We start from the raw sequence: 16,643 nt of genomic DNA, 5'->3' as shown, positions 1-16,643 counted from the left end.
TCACAGGGTGGTGAGCCGCTCCTTTTTATAGTGTTACTATCTACCGGCTGATCCAGCTAAATTCGTACTCCAGCTCAGGTACCCGGGTACGATCCGCTACGCGGCGCAGACGGGCGGGCAGAGCCATCAGGTAGTCACGAGCCCGCTCAGCCGTTTCGTTCAGATCCTTCACCTTATCGATCTCCCAGTCTTTGAGCAGCGAATCAAAGATATCAATATAGTCGTTGGTAGTATAAACCCCCAGACGTTGAGCGGCATCGGAGAAGTGAGAGAAGGTTTGTCCGATCTTTACTCCGCTTTCGCGCAGGAAGTGAGCCGGCATCACAATCTTCTTTTTCATCATATCTTCCAGCGCCAGCATCATCTCCGAAGGATCTACCTCAAATATCCGGCTCACAAACGCTTTATACGCTTTGGCGTGCCGCATTTCGTCGGAAGCGATTACTCCACATATCTTGGACAGGTGCGGGTTACCGTACTTCTTGGCCAGGGTGGCTGTACGACGGTGCGATACATTAGTAGCCAGCTCCTGGAACGAAGTATAGACAAAGTTACGATATGGGTCGCGACCGGTCTGGATGTCGAAGCCATCCGATATGAGGTACTGCGTCGAGACCTCCATGGCGTGCATATCTACCCGGCCCGACAGGTACAGGTACTTATTGAGCAGGTCACCGTGGCGGTTCTCCTCGGCTGTCCAGGCCCGTACCCACTTTACCCAGCCATCTTCGGGGTTACCGATCTGATCTATCCCTACTACATCCATCAGCCATGATTCGTAGGTAGGTAGTGCCTCTTCGGTAATGGTATCGCCAATTAATACAGCCAAATAATCGTACGGAAGTTCACGACAACTTTCCTGAAGCAGCTTTATTTCATTAAAGAAATCCTCTTTGGTTGAATCAGGCAAAAAATCCGAAGGTTGCCAGTATTCTTCTACAGGCCTGAGGTATTCTTCTATGAGCTCATCCAGCCTGGTGCCAATGAACCGCATCACCTCTAAGCGTGACGCTGATAGTTCCGTCTGCATAGTATATCAAATTATGAATATGGTAATAATCCTACAAATAACGCTATTTATACTTATAAGTATAGCAATATTTATAGTATTTAGTAATACAAATCCTTTTCCAGTATTTTCGCACAAAAATCAATCAAGCATGAAAAAAGTACTGGACTACCTCCTCAGTTGTATTTATCTACTGTACTTCGGTCTACAACTTCTTATATTCCATGTATATCAGGTAGTTGCCTACAACCTCTTCGGTAAAAAAGCGCATAAAAAATCCGTTGATCACTTCAACTTCATGCTTACGTACGGGCTGTACCTGACCGGTGCCAGTATTAAATTCGAAAAAAGGACCCAGCTCCCCACGGACCGCCCCATTATCTTTACCCCCAACCACCAGAGTACCTTCGATATTCCGGCTATCATCTGGTTTCTGCGCAGGTACCGGCCCCTTTTTGTTTCCAAAATAGAGCTAGCAAAAGGTATACCCGGCATCTCCTACAACCTCCGGAAAAGTGGCGCCGCCCTGATTAACCGCAAGGATGGCAAACAAGCCATCATGGAAATAGCCCGACTCGGCAAACATATCCAGGAGAACAACTACTCCGCGGTTATATTCCCGGAAGGTACCCGTACGGCCTCAGGTCAGATGCGTCCCTTCGCCGCGGGTGGACTAGCCGCTCTGCTCAAAAAAGCTCCCAATGCTTTGGTAGTACCCATTGCCATACAGGGTACTGGCCGCTTCAATCCTACCAAAGGAGTGTTTCCCCTGGTGTCATTTACGAAGCTCTCCTGGACGGTACTTCCGGGCATTGAGCCCGCGGGTAAAAAGCCCGAAGAAGTCGCTCAAATGGCTCAGGATGCTATTCAGCAGGTACTGGATGAGAAGGCCGACTAGTTAATCTGCCCATTTACATTGTTCCCTTACTTTCTAGGCGGCATACCCGCTTACAGCTCTTCCTGTGCCTTATTATATAAAAGATTTCTCCCATTAACATTCATTAACAATGCCGGATTAAACCTTCTCCCTTCATGGCTCTCTAACCCACAAAACCCATAATATGTATTAGCCATGAAAAAAACACTCATCCTGTCCGCTTTGTTTCTCCTGACTTTTATTGGCGCTTTTGCACAACGTTACGAGTACCCCGGCCAGCGCTATCCGGTTGGCGACAATGACCGCCGTGACAGCTATGTCATCAATGACATGCAGCGCGAAGCCCGCCGTCGTATAGCCATGGGTATCGAAAGTCAATCGCTCAGTCCTACCGAAGCCATCAGGCTCCTGGATGAGTACGATCGGATTCAGCTCCGCGAGCGCCGGTACCGCTCCAACCGTAACCTGACCAATCGGGAGACCCGGGAGCTGACCAATGACCTTGAGAATCTGATCCGTAAGATTCGCTACGAAAACCGCGACGGACAGCGTGCCGGATATGACCGCTCACCGTATCCCGGCAATTACGACCAACGTCGCGGCTGGTGATCATAGTTTAGTTGAAGGTTTAGGGTAGTACAGAAAGCGTATGGCAGTTTGCCGTACGCTTTTTTGATGTAGGGGTACTACCCCGGTAAGACAAAGAATCAGAGCTTGCGGACCAGCTTGTAGTGCGTACACCGAAACCCCTCCCGCTCGTAAAAACGGTGCGTATCCAGCCGGACCTGGTTAGAAGCGACTTCCAAATTGATGGCTCCGCGCCCCTCGGCAAACCTGACCAACTCTTCCAGTAGCTTTCTTCCAATACCCTGCGAGCGTAAGGCCGGATCTACGTACATTTCCTGAATCTCCCCTACCCGGGCTGCATGGTGTAACAGGGGCTGCACGTGACAACTGCCCATACCTACAACCCTTTCGTCCCACTGCGCTACCCGGTAGGCTATATCCGGATTGGAGAGATTTTGCTGGAATACCTGCGCAAAGGCAGTGCGGTCCAGTACTTCGTTTTCGAGGTCACAGAGCATCTGGTACAAGGTTTCCTCGTCGGAGTCCGTAGCGGTACGAATGTGCAGCATAGGTTTAGTACTTCTGCAGTTGGTCCGAGTCGTATACAAATACCCCCGTTTCCGGCTTCTGGGCCAGCGTTACCATAGCCCGGGCTACCCTGGCCGAGTCAATGGCTCGGTACTTGCGCAGGGGTCCCACCATCAGGGGCTTGAAGAACACAGCCAGTCCCTCGCCTATCTTCTCCCCCAGCCGGGTTTCCTGGCGGTTGCCCAGCAGCAGCGAAGGCTGGAAGATGCGCAGCGTTGGAAACTGAAGGGCTTTCAGTTCTTCCTGCACATCCCCTTTTACCTGATTATAGAAAAACATGGAGTCCGAATCGGCTCCCATGGCCGTTACGATGAGGTACTGCCGGGCGCCGTTCTGCTTGGCCAGCCGGGCTACCTGCAGCGGATATTCCAGATCTACCTTACGAAAGGCTTCCTTAGAGCCGGCTTTTTTCATGGTAGTACCCAGGCAGCAGAATATATCGTCGCCCCTGACCACGGCCGGATCGGGGTTACTGAAGTCGTACCTGATCTCTTTCAGTTTGGTATCCGAAATCCCCAAAGGGTTGCGCACCAGTACCCGTACTTCCGAATAGGCGGGCGAATCCAGCAGGTACTGTACTACCTGCTTTCCGATGAGGCCGGTGGCTCCAACGACAAGAGCCGTTTTGGCGGGGGAGTTTGACATTGTGAAGGAATGAGTAGGTTAGGTTTAGTTTTCCAAGTTACTACTTTATTCATTCAATGGGTAAATTTCGTACCTGCCGTAGCGATTCAGGAACTTTACAAGCAGAAATCGGCTATAATTATCGTTACTACTGTAATTATTCATTTAACCAAACCCCATGTTAAAACCCATTTCGTTGCTTCTGGCCATGGCGTTGCTTACAGTTACCCCTGGTGCCATAGCTCAGAAAAAGAAGAAAAAAGAAGAGGAGAAGCCGGCTGCAACCGCTACAACCCCTGCCAGGCCTGCTTCCGCTTCCAGAAGTACAACCATTAAGCCCTACGGTGATGTAATCACCTCCAAAGCCAAAACCGACGAGGGGCTATTCAAAATACATAAGGTAGAGGACGCCTACTACTACGAGATACCCGACTCGCTGATGGGACGGGAAATGCTGCTGGTCACGCGCGTGGCCAAAACAGCCGACAACATCGGGTACGGGGGTGAGGAGCTGAACACTTCGGTAGTGCGGTGGGAAGTTAAAGATAAAAAAGTGCTGCTACGGGTGGTGTCGTACCGCAACGTAGCCAGCGAAGAGCTACCTATCTACCAGGCCGTTCGCAACTCTAACTTTGAGCCTATTGTAGCGGCCTTTGACATTAAAGCCCTGCGGTCGGAGAGCAACGGTACCGTTATTGAGGTCAATGAGCTGTTTACGACCGATGTAAAGCTGCTGGGACTGGACCAGCCCCGGCGTACGCGTTACAAGGTATCTACTCTGGACACCAAGCGTACCTACCTCGACAGCATTCGCAGCTACCCGTTTAATATCGAAGCGCGAAACATACTTACCTACAATGCTTCGGAAGCTCCTTCCATTGCCGAGACGGGCTCCATATCGCTTGAGATGAATCACTCCATGATCCTGCTCCCCCGCAAGCCCATGAAGCCCCGGCTGAAGGATGAGCGGGTGGGGTACTTTTCGGTACGCCACAATGACTACGGACTGGATGCCCAGAAGGCCGACAAGCGGGAGTACATCGTACGCTGGCGGCTGGAGCCAAAGGATACCGCCGCCTTTAAGCGTGGTGAGCTGGTGGAGCCCATCAAGCCCATCGTCTACTACATCGACCCCGCTACGCCCGCTAAGTGGCGCCCGTTCATCAAGCAGGGTGTGGAAGACTGGCAGGTAGCTTTTGAAAAGGCTGGCTTCAAGAATGCCATTATCTGTAAAGAGCCACCCACCGCAGCCGAAGATCCGGACTTCAGTCCCGAAGATGTACGCTACTCGGTAGTACGGTACTTTGCTTCGGATGTACAGAATGCCTACGGCCCTAATGTACACGACCCGCGCTCCGGCGAAATCCTGGAAAGTGATATCGGCTGGTACCACAACGTCATGAACCTGCTGCGCAACTGGTACTTTGTCCAGACCGCGGCCATCAATCCGGACGCCCGTACGCCTAAGTTTAAAGACGAGGTGATGGGTAAGCTGATCCGGTTTGTAGCCGCCCACGAGGTAGGTCACACGCTGGGACTCCCACACAACATGGGCGCCAGTGCCTCCTACCCCGTTGACTCCCTACGCTCGGCCCACTTTACCAGCCGGATGAATGTATCGCCTTCAATCATGGACTATGCCCGCTTCAACTACGTAGCGCAGCCCGAAGACCAGGGGGTAAACTTCATGCCTAACATCGGGCTATATGACAAGTATGCCATCGAGTGGGGCTACCGTCCCATCCTGGATGCCCCTACGCCCGAGGCGGAGAGAAAAAAACTGGACGCGATGATCCGGGAGCACGCCGGCGACCCCATGTACCGCTACGGCCGTCAGACCATGAACCCAGTAGATCCCCGCTCTCAATCCGAAGATATCGGTGACGACGCCATGAAAGCCAGCGAGTACGGCATCAGGAACCTGAAGCGCATACTGCCCAACCTGCTTGAGTGGACCCGCGAAGAGGGTGCCCCTTACGACAATCTGGAAGAAATGTACGGCCAGGTACTGACCCAGTGGAACCGCTACCTTGGCCACGTCACCAGCAACATTGGGGGGATCTACGAGACCTTCAAGACCTATGACGAAGAAGGAGCGGTGTACGAGCACGTACCGCTGGACAAGCAGAAACGAGCCCTGGGCTTCATTATCAACCAGGCCTTCGTAACTCCCTCCTGGATGATTGATGACAATATCCTGCGCCGTTTTGAGGGAGTAGGTATGGTAGAGCGGGTGCGTAGCGCGCAGGAGCGGGTGCTCAACTCGGTACTGGAGCCAGGTCGTATGGCCCGCCTCATCGAAAACCAGACCCTCAACGGCAACAAGGCCTACGGCTTGCTCACCATGATGGGAGACCTGCGCGGAGGTATCTGGACGGAACTCAAAACCAATAAAGTACCTGATACCTACCGCCGCAACCTGCAGCGCGCCTACCTCGACCGCATGGAGTACCTCATGACGCGTGAGCCCGCCGCGGTATCGGCCAGTGCGCGTAGCTTTATCAACTACACCCCGGTACGGGTAAGTCAGTCGGATATCCGGGCGGTCATACGGGGTGAGCTGCAGCAGTTACAGGCAGATATCAGGAGGGCTATACCTCTCGCCAAAGATACCATGACCAGGTACCACCTTAACGATAGCCTCGTCAGGATCGAGACCATTCTGGATCCCAAGAAGCAGTAGTTGTGACTTTTCAAACAGGCTCCGGCAGACAGTCCTGCCGGAGCCTGTATTTTGATCTTTAACCCATACAGGAAGATCAGGACCTACGGGCACTCTCCTAAATTTTATAAAATAGCCCGATGCGTTTAAACCTGCTGCGGGCGTTGTAGTCCAAAGTACAAAGAACCGATAACATAGACGTCATGAAGAATATAGCCATGTTACTGATGGCCGTGGGACTGATGGTAAGTAGCTGTACTACCTCTTCACCCACCGTAGCCACCGACCAAAACGACCGCACCCAAACCGAAGAGCAACTCAATAACCGGAGGCTGGAACGTAATCTGGAGCGGTATGCCGAAGAACTGGACCTCAGCAAGCGCCAGGTCAGAAGGCTGAAACAGATTGAGCGGAAGTACGATCGGAAAGAAAGGCGACTGGCCAACAAGAGCGGCAACAAGCGCCGGGCCAAAAGAGAGCTACAGGAGCAGAAAAACAGCGAACTACTTAGCGTGTTAAATACCGATCAACAGGAGAAGCTGAAAGATCTTTCAAATACGCGTCGTCCCCTATTCAAGAAAAGAGGTTAATCTTCGTGAATACTATATCATCAAAAAAGCGAGAAGCGCAGGCGGGGCCTGCGCTTCTCGCTTTTTTGGTATCATGGGTTATTACTGGCGCGTTCCGTCCTGCAGAATAGTACTGCTGAGTCGGAATAGCTCTATCTCTGCCAGCTTCGCGTTGAATTTAGCTTCGATCAATCGGGTTTCGGCGGCAACGGTATTTCGCTGAACCTCCCTGAACTCATAGGCCGTAGCGTTACCTACCCGGTACCGCTCAAAGGCAATATCTACGTTCTGCCGGGCTATGCGGAAGTTTTCCTCTTCCAGCGCTACCAGTTGCAGGCTATTCTGATGGTTGTTGTAGGTACGCTGCAGGGCACCTACAAGATCCATACGCAGGCTGGCTTCCTGATCCTCGTTGATAAGTACGTTGATCTTGGCACTCTGAATACGGCGGCGCTGGTTAAATCCATCAAAGATATTCACGGATACCCTGGCTCCGTAGCTCCATATATCGTTACGGGCACTACGTACCCCAAAACCTGCCTGGTTGTTGGTGGTATTGTAGCCGTAGCCTCCCACGAGATCTACCTGTGGGTACATCTGCGCCGTGAGTGCCCTGATATCGAGCTGAGCCAACCGGCGCTGCTGAGCCGCAAATACCAGGTTGGGGTTCTGGTTCAGCATAGACTGCCGTAGCTGATCTATAGAGATATTAGATTGCAGATAAATAGAATCCGCTACTGTGAAATCATTCAGCGGATCACGGGCCAGAAGCGTGTTAAGGTTGATCTTGGCATTTTTGTATACCTGCACCTGAGCTATGTAGGCGGCCGTATCACCATTGTAGTCTACCTGGGCGTTGATGTAGTCCACGCGTGAGCCTGCCCCTACTTCATAGTTAGCTTTGGCCAGCCCCAGACGGTCCGCTGATATCCCCAGTGCATTCTGTAGGGCCCGTACCCGCTGGATTTCCCGTACGATCTGGTAATACGCTGAGCTTACATCAGCCACGGTATTTTCGATGGTAATCTTGGCATTGGTACGTCCGGCTTCTTCGAGCTGCTGCAGACGTTCTGCCGCTACGAACATCCCCATTCCGTCAAAGATGGTCCAGGACAGTGTAGGGCCTATGGCGGAGTTGTTGTTATTGACGCCCCGGCGGTTCAAAGGGGGCTGTAGCTCGTTAAAGAATTCCTGCCGGAGGTGGCTGGATGTATAGTTTTTCTGGGCCACGGCTGAAACAACAGGTAGAAAGCCGGCATTGCCCAGGGTGTTTTCATTTTCAGCAATATCAATCCGTCTTTCGGCAATCTTGATAGAATAGTTATTTTCAAGAGCAATCGCGATGGCTTTTTCTAATGTAAGCCGTTCCTGCGCCTTTACCTGCGTAGCAACCACGAACATAGTAAAAGCCACAGCCGCAATCCGTTTGTAGATCATAATTGGTGATTAATTAATTGAATGAGGGTATTTGTATTTGTACCAGGAAGCTCACTACTTTTAGCTCTTTTCTGTTGAATTCACATATTCTATTAAATAACTTCAAAGCTACAACCTACTTGTGTGTATGTACAATATTTTTCGCCCTCTACTAATAATTTTTCTGGCATGTTGTATAGGATGTAAGAATCGTACAAAAGTTGATTTGATTGTTCATAATGCGGTAGTTTATACGGCCGATTCCACCTTCAGGGTTCAGGAAGCCTTCGCGGTCAAAGACGGTGAATTCGTGGAGGTAGGTACCTCGGCCACTATCCTGGACCGTTATGAGTCTGATTCGGTGGTAGATGCCGCCGGCCGAGCCATTTACCCCGGCTTCTACGATCCGCACAGCCACTTTGTGGGGTTGGGCCAGATGCTCGACATGGCCGATCTGGTAGGTACTTCGTCCTACCAGGAGATCATCCAGAAATTAAAAGCTTTCCGGCAACAACATCCCGACCGCCCTTGGCTCATCGGGCGCGGCTGGGACCAGAACGACTGGGACAACAAGCAGTTTCCGGACAAAGCCCTGCTGGACGCTGCCTTCCCGGATGTACCTGTATTCCTGACCCGTATCGATGGTCACGCGGCTCTCGTCAACTCAAAGGCCCTGCGCCTGGCCCGCATTACCTCCGGGAGTAAGGTAGAGGGTGGCCTGGTAGAGTTGAAAGGAGGCGAACCTACCGGCATACTGGTAGACAACGCCATGGGATTGGTCAGAATGGTGATCCCCCGGCCTTCGCAGGAAGAGAAGCAGGCGATGCTGAAAAATGCCGAAAAAGCCTGCTTTGCCGTCGGACTTACTTCTGTATCTGACGCGGGTATCGACCGGCCGGATATTGAACTGATCGATCAGATGCACAAGAACGGCTCCCTTAGGATCAGGGACTATGCCATGATCAGCGTCAATCCTACCAACCTGGACTACTACCTGCCCAAAGGGCCTTACCAGTCGGACCGGCTGACGGTTCGTTCGTTCAAGATCTATGCCGATGGAGCTCTGGGATCGCGGGGTGCCTGCCTGCTGAAGCCCTATGCCGATGCACCTACCTCCGGCTTTCTGCTGACCTCGCCCAAGGAACTGGAAGATTTTATTTCAAGAATAGCCACAAGTGGATTTCAGGCTAATACCCACTGCATCGGCGACTCAGCCAACCGGCTGGCCCTGAACCTGTACGGCAAGTACCTGGGGGGAGCCAACGACCGCCGCTGGCGTATCGAACACGCTCAGGTGGTAGATACCAGTGATGTCCTGAAATTTGCTGCCTACAATGTCATTCCTTCGGTGCAGCCTACCCACGCTACCTCGGATATGTACTGGGCCGATGAGCGCCTGGGCGACGAGCGGGTCAAGACGGCCTACGCCTTCAAAGCCTTGATGAAGCAGAACGGCCTGATCGCTCTAGGAAGCGACTTTCCGGTTGAGGATATCAACCCGCTGTACGGCTTTCACTCGGCAGTAGCCCGGGTAGATGCCAAAGGAGTACCACCGGGAGGATTTCAGAAAGAAAACGCGCTAACCCGTGAAGAAGCCTTACGGGGTATGACCATCTGGGCAGCGTACGCCAATTTTGAAGACAAGAAACGGGGAAGTATCGAGCCGGGTAAGACCGCCGATTTCGTCATTCTGGAAAAAGATATCATGAAAGTACCCGAGCCGGAGCTTCGCGATACCAGGGTACTACGTACGGTACTGGGTGGAGAAACCGTATTCAGACGCTCCAACTAGCATACGGCCTCACCACGCGTGGTGAGGCCGTATGTTTTTTAGTTTTTATTCCTGCGGATGGACTCCCGCCGGGATGACTTCAGTATATTTAGTGATGGCAGCTCTGATCCGTTCATTTCGATTGGCCGGGCTGGGGTGCGTACTCAGAAACTCCATTTGGCGCTGACCTCCCGATGCCTGCTCCAGCACCCGCATTACATCCAGCAGCGCATTGGGATCGTAGCCGGTCTGGATCATGTACTTCACTCCAAACTCGTCCGACTCCAGCTCATCTTCACGGCCGTACTTCAGCCCTACAATGTTAGCCACATACTGCGCTATATAAGCACTGGTGGCCGGAGAGGATGGATCAGCCAGGGCAATGGCAGCCCCTCCCGCTAGTCCCTGCATCAGCTCCTGCTTGGCCATCTGCTCGGCAGAGTGCCTCCCTATGACGTGGCCGATCTCGTGCCCCAGTACCCCCGCCAGTTGATCTTCGGTTTTTAGCCTTTTCAGCAATCCCATCGTGATAAAGATCTGCCCACCCGGCAAAGCAAAAGCATTGACCGTAGTAGGGTCGGCCAGTACATGAAAGTTAAAGGTATAAGGCGAGCGGCCGGCGTCCGATTCCTGCACCAGCCTTTGCCCAATTCGTTTGACTGTTTGCTGTACCTGTTCATCAGGATGCATTCCCCCAAACTGTGATGCCATTTCAGGTGCACTTTTTACTCCAAGTGTTACCTCTTCCTCAGCCGTCAGACTTACCCGTTGCTTTTCCCCCGTTACCGGATTCACCTCCGTTTTCGTAAAATATCCCCATAGGGCCACCAACACCATGATGAGTCCCATAAATAGACGTGCAAGCGTACGCATTAGCTTCTCGGTTTGAATTTCAAAATTTATACTGTACCCCACCTGCCGGTACGTACATCATGAAAGTCAAAACCTGTGCCACTCACCCGTGATTACTAACAAAAGAAGGTCCTGTACCTCATCGTGTACAGGACCTTCTGCCTGGTGCTTTATACAGGCTTACTGAACCGAAAGTGGCTCCAGCCGCCCTTTGCTTTCCTGCCAGGCCTTTATAACCTGCGACAGTTGCTTGTATTCGATCAAAAACCCATCGTGCCCGTAGAGGGAGTCGATTTCCTGGTAGACAGCATCGGGTATATGACGGGCCTGAAACTGCTGCTCCGCTACCGGAAACAGGATATCGGACTTGATACCCAGCACCAGCGTACGGGCTTTGACCATCCCCAGTGCATGTACAATTCCGCCCCGGTTGCGCCCCACGTTGTGTGAGTCCATCACCTTGGTCAGGGTCCAGTACGAGAAGGCATTGAACCGCTTCATGAACTTATCGCCCTGGTACCGCTGGTACGACGAAGCCCGGAAATCGTCGGTCTGGTCGGGGTTGTCGCGGGCCTGGGTGAAGTTGTAGGTATCGTAGTTACGGTACGAGAGCAGAGCTATCGAACGCGCTACCTTCATACCGTGGGCACCTGCCTCCGGATTACGGTCCTTCCAGGTGGGATCGTTTTCGATAGCCATCCGCTGCGACTCGTTGAAGGCTACGCCCCAGGGGGAATGTACCGCGTTGGAGGCGATCAGGATCAGCTCATCAAAGACCTCCGGTGCCTGAATGGCCCACTCCAGGGCCTGCTGCCCTCCCAGCGATCCGCCGATACATACACCTATCCTACGTATTTCCAGCTCCTGCCGCAGCAGGTCCAGTGCGCCCACAATATCCCGAACCGTAACGACCGGAAACTCGTGGTAGTAGGGCTCCTGCGTATCCGGGTTAACGGATAAGGCTCCGGTGGAGCCATAGGCCGAGCCCAGTACATTGGCACATACGATAAAATGCCGGGCAGGATCGAAGTACTTACCTTCACCAATCAGTCCATCCCACCACTCGGCCGCGTTGGCGCTACCAGTGAGGGCATGACACACCCATACTACATTACTGTCGTCCTCATTGCGGGTTCCGTAGGTAGTATAGTTCAGCTCAAAGCCATGTAGTTCACGTCCCAGTTCCAAGGAGTACGTGTAGGGGTATTTGAATACCTTCTTGTCGGGTTGAATACGTGCCAAAGCACCAAAAGTTTAAATTTTATAGTAGGCTACCTACCATCGGTAGCCTACTACCACTAAGTACTATATTTATAATCAAGCTTCAGTCAGCTGACGGATCTGAGCAAATGCCTGCTCAAGGTCAGCTTTGATATCATCAATGTGCTCAATACCCGCCGATACGCGCAGCTGGCCGGGAGCAACGCCCGCCGCAAACTGCTCCACCTCCGAAAGCTGGGAGTGGGTAGTACTGGCCGGATGGATAATAAGGGTCTTGGAGTCTCCTACGTTGGCCAGGTGGCTGAGCAGCTTCAGTGAGTTTACAAACCGATCGGCTGCCTCTTTACCGGCTTTGAGTTTGAAAGAAAACACTGCTCCGGCTCCGCGGGTCAGGTACTTCTGGGCCAGCTGGTTGTACTTATTGCTGGCAAGTCCCGGATAGCTTACACTCTCCACTTCGGGGTGTCCTTCCAGCCACTGGGCCAGCTTCAGAGCATTTTCACACGCCCGCTCTACCCGTAGCGTCAGTGTCTCGAGGCCCTGTATCAACAGGAACGAGTTAAACGGACTCTGGCAGGGGCCCCAGTCGCGGAGGCCTTCTACGCGGGCACGGATAATAAACTGTATATTCCCAAACGGACCATTCTTACCGAATACATCATTAAGTACCATACCGTGGTAGCTGGGCGAAGGCTCCGTAAACTGTGGGTACTTGCCATTGCCCCAGTCGAAGGTACCGGCGTCTACGATTACACCTCCCATCGTAGTACCATGTCCACCGATCCACTTGGTGGCTGACTCTACCACTATGTGGGCTCCCCACTTGATCGGCTGGCAGATCGCTCCTCCCGCCCCGAAGGTATTATCTACGATAATGGGCAGGTCGTACTGCTCGGCCAGCCTGGCAAAAGCCTCAAAGTCAGGTACGCTGTAGCTGGGGTTTCCGATGGTCTCCAGGTAGATGGCCTTGGTACGGTCATCAATCAGCTTTTCGAAGCTGGAAATGTCGTCACCATCGGCAAAGCGGGCTTCAACGCCTATGTTCTTGAATGAATTCTTAAACTGATTATAGCTACCCCCGTACAGGAATGAAGTAGTTACGAAGTTATCCCCAACGCTGGTGATATTATTGATGGCCAAAAACTGAGCCGCGTGTCCCGATGATACGGCCAACGCAGCCACTCCGCCTTCCAGCGCCGCGATGCGCTTCTCAAACACATCGTTGGTGGGGTTCATGATGCGGGTATAGATATTACCAAATTCTTTCAGTGCAAACAGATTGGCACCGTGCTCAGAATCTTTGAATGCGTACGAAGTAGTTTGGTAAATGGGTACGGCCCTTGAGTTGGTAGTTGGATCAATTTCCTGCCCAGCGTGCAACTGGAGGGTTTCGAAGCGGAACGATTGGTCTGACATAATCAAAAGGTTTAGTGTATTTGGAGTATGATTATAAAGGATAAAGACACGATGACTGCAACTAAGGAATCAGAGAATAAGCATAGCGAAGCCCCTCTCCTAGCAGCGCATACAACAGCAATCCGCTTCGCTGAAAGAGATACTAAAATGACAGGTGGGTACAGGAACCACCCCTGATGCAGGATGTACGTTTTCTGGTTTCATGCGCGTTTGAGTTTATATTTCCTAATCACTTAGGTGGGAGTTAGCACCTTGTCCCGGTTGCGCTTGGGGTAGGTTGCCAGAGGTTCGCAGAGCCCATTCTCTCGCCTCTTCTTTATAAATCAACCGCCGTAAAAAGTGGAGCAATTGACTTGATGTCGCAATATTACGTGCCAGTCGTCTTAAATGCAAATACCGCTATGAGTTTTATTACGTTTCGGTAGTGAGCGACTACACCTCATACTACTGCTACCTATTATTTTAAATTATTATTAGCTCCTTTCGTACCCGGCCTGGCACTCCGTACTACAGGTACTTGTCTGGTACTGATTTGGTTGCGAATCCTGACGGTTTGCAGTAGCCTGTCCTCACCTCTATCAAGCCCCTTAAACGTTATCCAATGGTATCGGCTCTGAGTACCGGATTCGCTATATTTGTCTACTGCATATCCTCTGGCACCATGGCACAGTACTACAAATTTGATAAAGAAAGATCTTCCCGCAAACCTGGCGTTACCCCTCTCAAAGAGGCGATTGAGCAGATGCTCAGCGCCTATAAACTCAATACCAGTTTTAATGAAACATACCTGACGGCACACTGGGACAAGATCATGGGCCATACTATTGCCTCCCGTACCACTAAGGTATATGTCAAAGACCGGACACTTTTTTTACAGATAGAATCAGCTCCCCTGCGCGATGAACTGGTAAGGGCCAAGCATAAGATTATAGAACTGATCAACCGCGAAATGAAGACAAACCTGGTTGATGAGGTTGTCTTTATCTAATACTATATAAGGAGAGGCTGCGATTTCGCAGCCTCTCCTTATATAGTATGGCTCCGTCGTCCTAAGGTCCCGAATCTTTGTGTATGTTTGGGTATTGATAGCGTAAGTACATCCATCGCATGGCAAGAAAACTTTTCGCTCCTTCCCAGAGTACGCTACTGAATGAGGAAGAAAACCGCAAAGACCTGGGGTTCGGCCAGCGCATAACGGACCATCATAGCAGGCTGATCAATCGGAACGGCAGCTTCAATGTCCAGCGCCGGGGTACTTCTTTTCTGAACAGTATCAACTGGTACCACCGGCTGGTAACCATTCCCTGGTGGCAGTTTTTCGGGAGTATCTTCCTGGTCTACCTGCTACTCAACTCCCTCTTTGCCTGCATCTACCTGCTTATCGGTCTCGAAAATCTCAAAGGTACTGAACTCAGTAGCTATCCTGTGCATGCTGACTTCTGGGAGGCCTTCTTCTTCAGTGCCCAGACGCTCACCACCGTAGGGTACGGTCGGGTAAGTCCTTTGGGATTTATGGCTAATAGTGTGGCTTCGCTGGAAGCTCTCATGGGCCTGCTCCTATTTGTAATAGCTACGGGCCTGCTGTACGGTCGTTTTTCTAGACCCACCCCCTGTATCCGGTTCAGCAAAAATGCGTTAATTGCTCCTTACCTGGACATCAACGGTTTTATGTTCCGGATCATCCACGAGCGCGATAATGAACTCATTGACCTGGAGGCCGAACTAGCCCTATCCCGCCTGGAGGTACTACCCAGCGGCGAAAGGGTTCGTAAGTACTATGGACTGGAGCTGGAGCGAAATCACGTCAACTTTTTTCCCCTCACCTGGACCATCGTTCACCCCATTACCAGCCAAAGTCCACTGAGTGGTGCCACGCCGGACAGTCTGATGGAAACGGATACAGAGATACTGCTACTCCTGCGTGCCATCGACGAAACCTTTATGCAGCAGGTACACGTGCGGTACTCTTACAGATACGAAGAAATCATCTGGGGGGCTAAGTTTGATCCTATGTTTAGCAGTGCCACACCGGGAAAGATCGTGGTGAACGTGGAGGAAATCGACAACCACCATCCCGCCTCCCTGAATACTTAATCGTGTAGTTATGTCATTTATCAATACGCAAACTGATACTTTATTGATCGTACCTCCTTTTCTTCAGCCTGGTGATACTGTTGGCGTACTGGCTCCGGCCAGCCGGGTCAGCTACGATGACGTCAAGCCGGGCCTGGCGGTACTCAGGGACCAGTGGAACCTTAACGTTATTGAAGGTCAGTCCCTGACATCGTCCTACTACCAGTACTCCGGCACCGACGACCTACGGCTGCACGACCTGCAGACCATGCTCGATGATCCGGCCGTAAAGGCTATCATAGCCGCCAGAGGGGGCTACGGCTGCTCCCGCCTGCTGGACAAGCTGGATTTTACTACTTTCCGACAGCACCCCAAGTGGATCGTGGGCTTCAGCGACCTGACGGCTCTCCTGTCGCACCTGCATGGTATGGGGTACGTAAGTCTGCACGCCCAGATGGCCAAGATATTTACCAAAGAAGGAGGCGAAGAAGCGCTGGAGTCGCTACGCCGGATGTTGTTTGGGGAAGAAGTAGGGTACTCCATCCCCTCCCACCCTTTCAATCAACACGGTGAAGCTACCGCCGAAGTAGTGGGTGGTAACCTGTGCCTGCTGGCTCACCTGATGGGCTCCGGGTCGGAACTGGATACCACCGGAAAGATCCTCTTTATTGAGGACGTAGGCGAGTACTTCTACAACCTGGACCGGATGATGATCCAGATGAAACGGGGAGGAAAGCTGGATCAGCTGGCGGGGCTCCTGGTGGGTCAGTTTACGGACATGCGCGACAACAGCGATCCTACCTTTGGAAAGGATGCCTACGAAATTATCCGGGAGCATACCCAGGAGTACAGCTACCCAATATGCTACAACTTCCCCACTGGACACGTAGCCGACAACCGGGCTATGGGCGTAGGCCTGCCGGCTCGCCTTGTTGTGGAGGAGCAGGGCGCTTCGCTCCGCTATCTGCACTTAATCCACCAAGCTTAAGTACTGTACT

15 protein-coding genes and 1 riboswitch are annotated in these 16,643 nt (G+C 52.1%); of the genes, 8 read left to right on the top strand and 7 right to left on the bottom strand.

Translation table 11 applies throughout. From position 1 onward, the window contains the following. Nucleotides 1-40: 40 nt before the first annotated feature. Nucleotides 41-1,030 carry an acyl-ACP desaturase gene (locus JTN23_RS01670; protein WP_247231882.1) on the bottom strand — a complete coding sequence of 330 codons (990 nt, stop codon included), beginning with the start codon at nucleotides 1,028-1,030 and terminating at the stop codon, nucleotides 41-43. Between the two features lie 130 nt (nucleotides 1,031-1,160). On the opposite strand from JTN23_RS01670, the gene JTN23_RS01665 reads away from it, so the two are divergent. After that, nucleotides 1,161-1,907, top strand: coding sequence for a lysophospholipid acyltransferase family protein (locus JTN23_RS01665; RefSeq protein ID WP_247231880.1), 747 nt, complete (start codon nucleotides 1,161-1,163; stop codon nucleotides 1,905-1,907). A gap of 174 nt (nucleotides 1,908-2,081) precedes the next feature. After that, complete coding sequence (locus JTN23_RS01660) at nucleotides 2,082-2,495, top strand: hypothetical protein (protein WP_247231878.1); 414 nt, start codon at nucleotides 2,082-2,084, stop codon at nucleotides 2,493-2,495. A 98-nt stretch (nucleotides 2,496-2,593) separates the two neighbouring features. Here the strand turns inward: JTN23_RS01660 and JTN23_RS01655 are convergent, their stop codons facing one another. Together JTN23_RS01655 and JTN23_RS01650 are read right to left on the bottom strand one after the other, a co-directional pair. Beyond that, the gene (locus tag JTN23_RS01655) at nucleotides 2,594-3,022 is read right to left on the bottom strand and encodes a GNAT family N-acetyltransferase (protein WP_247231876.1); all 429 of its coding nucleotides are present in this window, start codon (nucleotides 3,020-3,022) and stop codon (nucleotides 2,594-2,596) included. Between the two features lie 4 nt (nucleotides 3,023-3,026). Further along, nucleotides 3,027-3,686, bottom strand: a complete 660-nt coding sequence (locus JTN23_RS01650) for an oxidoreductase (RefSeq protein WP_247231874.1) — start codon at nucleotides 3,684-3,686, stop codon at nucleotides 3,027-3,029. Between the two features lie 157 nt (nucleotides 3,687-3,843). On the opposite strand from JTN23_RS01650, the gene JTN23_RS01645 reads away from it, so the two are divergent. Together JTN23_RS01645 and JTN23_RS01640 are read left to right on the top strand one after the other, a co-directional pair. Beyond that, complete coding sequence (locus tag JTN23_RS01645) at nucleotides 3,844-6,348, top strand: zinc-dependent metalloprotease (protein WP_247231872.1); 2,505 nt, start codon at nucleotides 3,844-3,846, stop codon at nucleotides 6,346-6,348. Between the two features lie 182 nt (nucleotides 6,349-6,530). Beyond that, complete coding sequence (locus tag JTN23_RS01640; protein WP_247231870.1) at nucleotides 6,531-6,917, top strand: hypothetical protein; 387 nt, start codon at nucleotides 6,531-6,533, stop codon at nucleotides 6,915-6,917. A gap of 81 nt (nucleotides 6,918-6,998) precedes the next feature. Here the strand turns inward: JTN23_RS01640 and JTN23_RS01635 are convergent, their stop codons facing one another. Next, nucleotides 6,999-8,333: a TolC family protein gene (locus JTN23_RS01635; protein ID WP_247231868.1), complete on the bottom strand. Its 1,335-nt coding sequence runs from the start codon at nucleotides 8,331-8,333 to the stop codon at nucleotides 6,999-7,001. Nucleotides 8,334-8,460: 127 nt separating this feature from the next. Here JTN23_RS01635 and JTN23_RS01630 point away from each other — a divergent pair, with 127 nt between their 5' ends. Further along, entirely contained in the window at nucleotides 8,461-10,104 is a 1,644-nt protein-coding gene (locus JTN23_RS01630; protein WP_247231866.1) for an amidohydrolase, read from the top strand. 45 nt (nucleotides 10,105-10,149) lie between these two features. On the opposite strand, the gene JTN23_RS01625 is transcribed toward JTN23_RS01630, so the two are convergent. The 3 genes from JTN23_RS01625 to JTN23_RS01615 all read right to left on the bottom strand — a co-directional run bounded on the left by JTN23_RS01625 (nucleotide 10,150) and on the right by JTN23_RS01615 (nucleotide 13,572). Next, nucleotides 10,150-10,956: a M48 family metallopeptidase gene (locus JTN23_RS01625; RefSeq protein ID WP_247231863.1), complete on the bottom strand. Its 807-nt coding sequence runs from the start codon at nucleotides 10,954-10,956 to the stop codon at nucleotides 10,150-10,152. A gap of 159 nt (nucleotides 10,957-11,115) precedes the next feature. Next, nucleotides 11,116-12,177 (bottom strand): homoserine O-acetyltransferase family protein, encoded by a 1,062-nt coding sequence (locus tag JTN23_RS01620; protein ID WP_262918395.1) that lies wholly within the window; start codon nucleotides 12,175-12,177, stop codon nucleotides 11,116-11,118. 75 nt (nucleotides 12,178-12,252) lie between these two features. Further along, on the bottom strand, nucleotides 12,253-13,572 hold the full coding sequence (locus JTN23_RS01615) for an O-acetylhomoserine aminocarboxypropyltransferase/cysteine synthase family protein (RefSeq protein ID WP_247231861.1): 1,320 nt from the start codon (nucleotides 13,570-13,572) through the stop codon (nucleotides 12,253-12,255). Nucleotides 13,573-13,785: 213 nt separating this feature from the next. Further along, nucleotides 13,786-13,897: riboswitch (SAM riboswitch) on the bottom strand. A 336-nt stretch (nucleotides 13,898-14,233) separates the two neighbouring features. On the opposite strand from JTN23_RS01615, the gene JTN23_RS01610 reads away from it, so the two are divergent. The 3 genes from JTN23_RS01610 (at nucleotide 14,234) to JTN23_RS01600 (ending at nucleotide 16,633) form a co-directional block, all read left to right on the top strand. After that, on the top strand, nucleotides 14,234-14,560 hold the full coding sequence (locus JTN23_RS01610) for a DciA family protein (RefSeq protein WP_247231859.1): 327 nt from the start codon (nucleotides 14,234-14,236) through the stop codon (nucleotides 14,558-14,560). Nucleotides 14,561-14,679: 119 nt separating this feature from the next. Further along, a complete protein-coding gene (locus JTN23_RS01605; protein ID WP_247231858.1) occupies nucleotides 14,680-15,666 on the top strand; it encodes an ion channel in 987 nt (328 codons plus the stop codon). Nucleotides 15,667-15,676: 10 nt separating this feature from the next. Then, nucleotides 15,677-16,633: a S66 peptidase family protein gene (locus JTN23_RS01600; RefSeq protein WP_247231856.1), complete on the top strand. Its 957-nt coding sequence runs from the start codon at nucleotides 15,677-15,679 to the stop codon at nucleotides 16,631-16,633. Nucleotides 16,634-16,643 lie beyond the last annotated feature (10 nt).

Source organism: Telluribacter roseus (genome assembly GCF_017355915.2).
In the GTDB taxonomy this organism is placed as follows: Bacteria; Bacteroidota; Bacteroidia; order Cytophagales; family Spirosomataceae; genus Telluribacter.
Note: the sequence above shows the minus strand (reverse complement) of the source record. Positions and strands in the feature narration are given on the sequence as shown.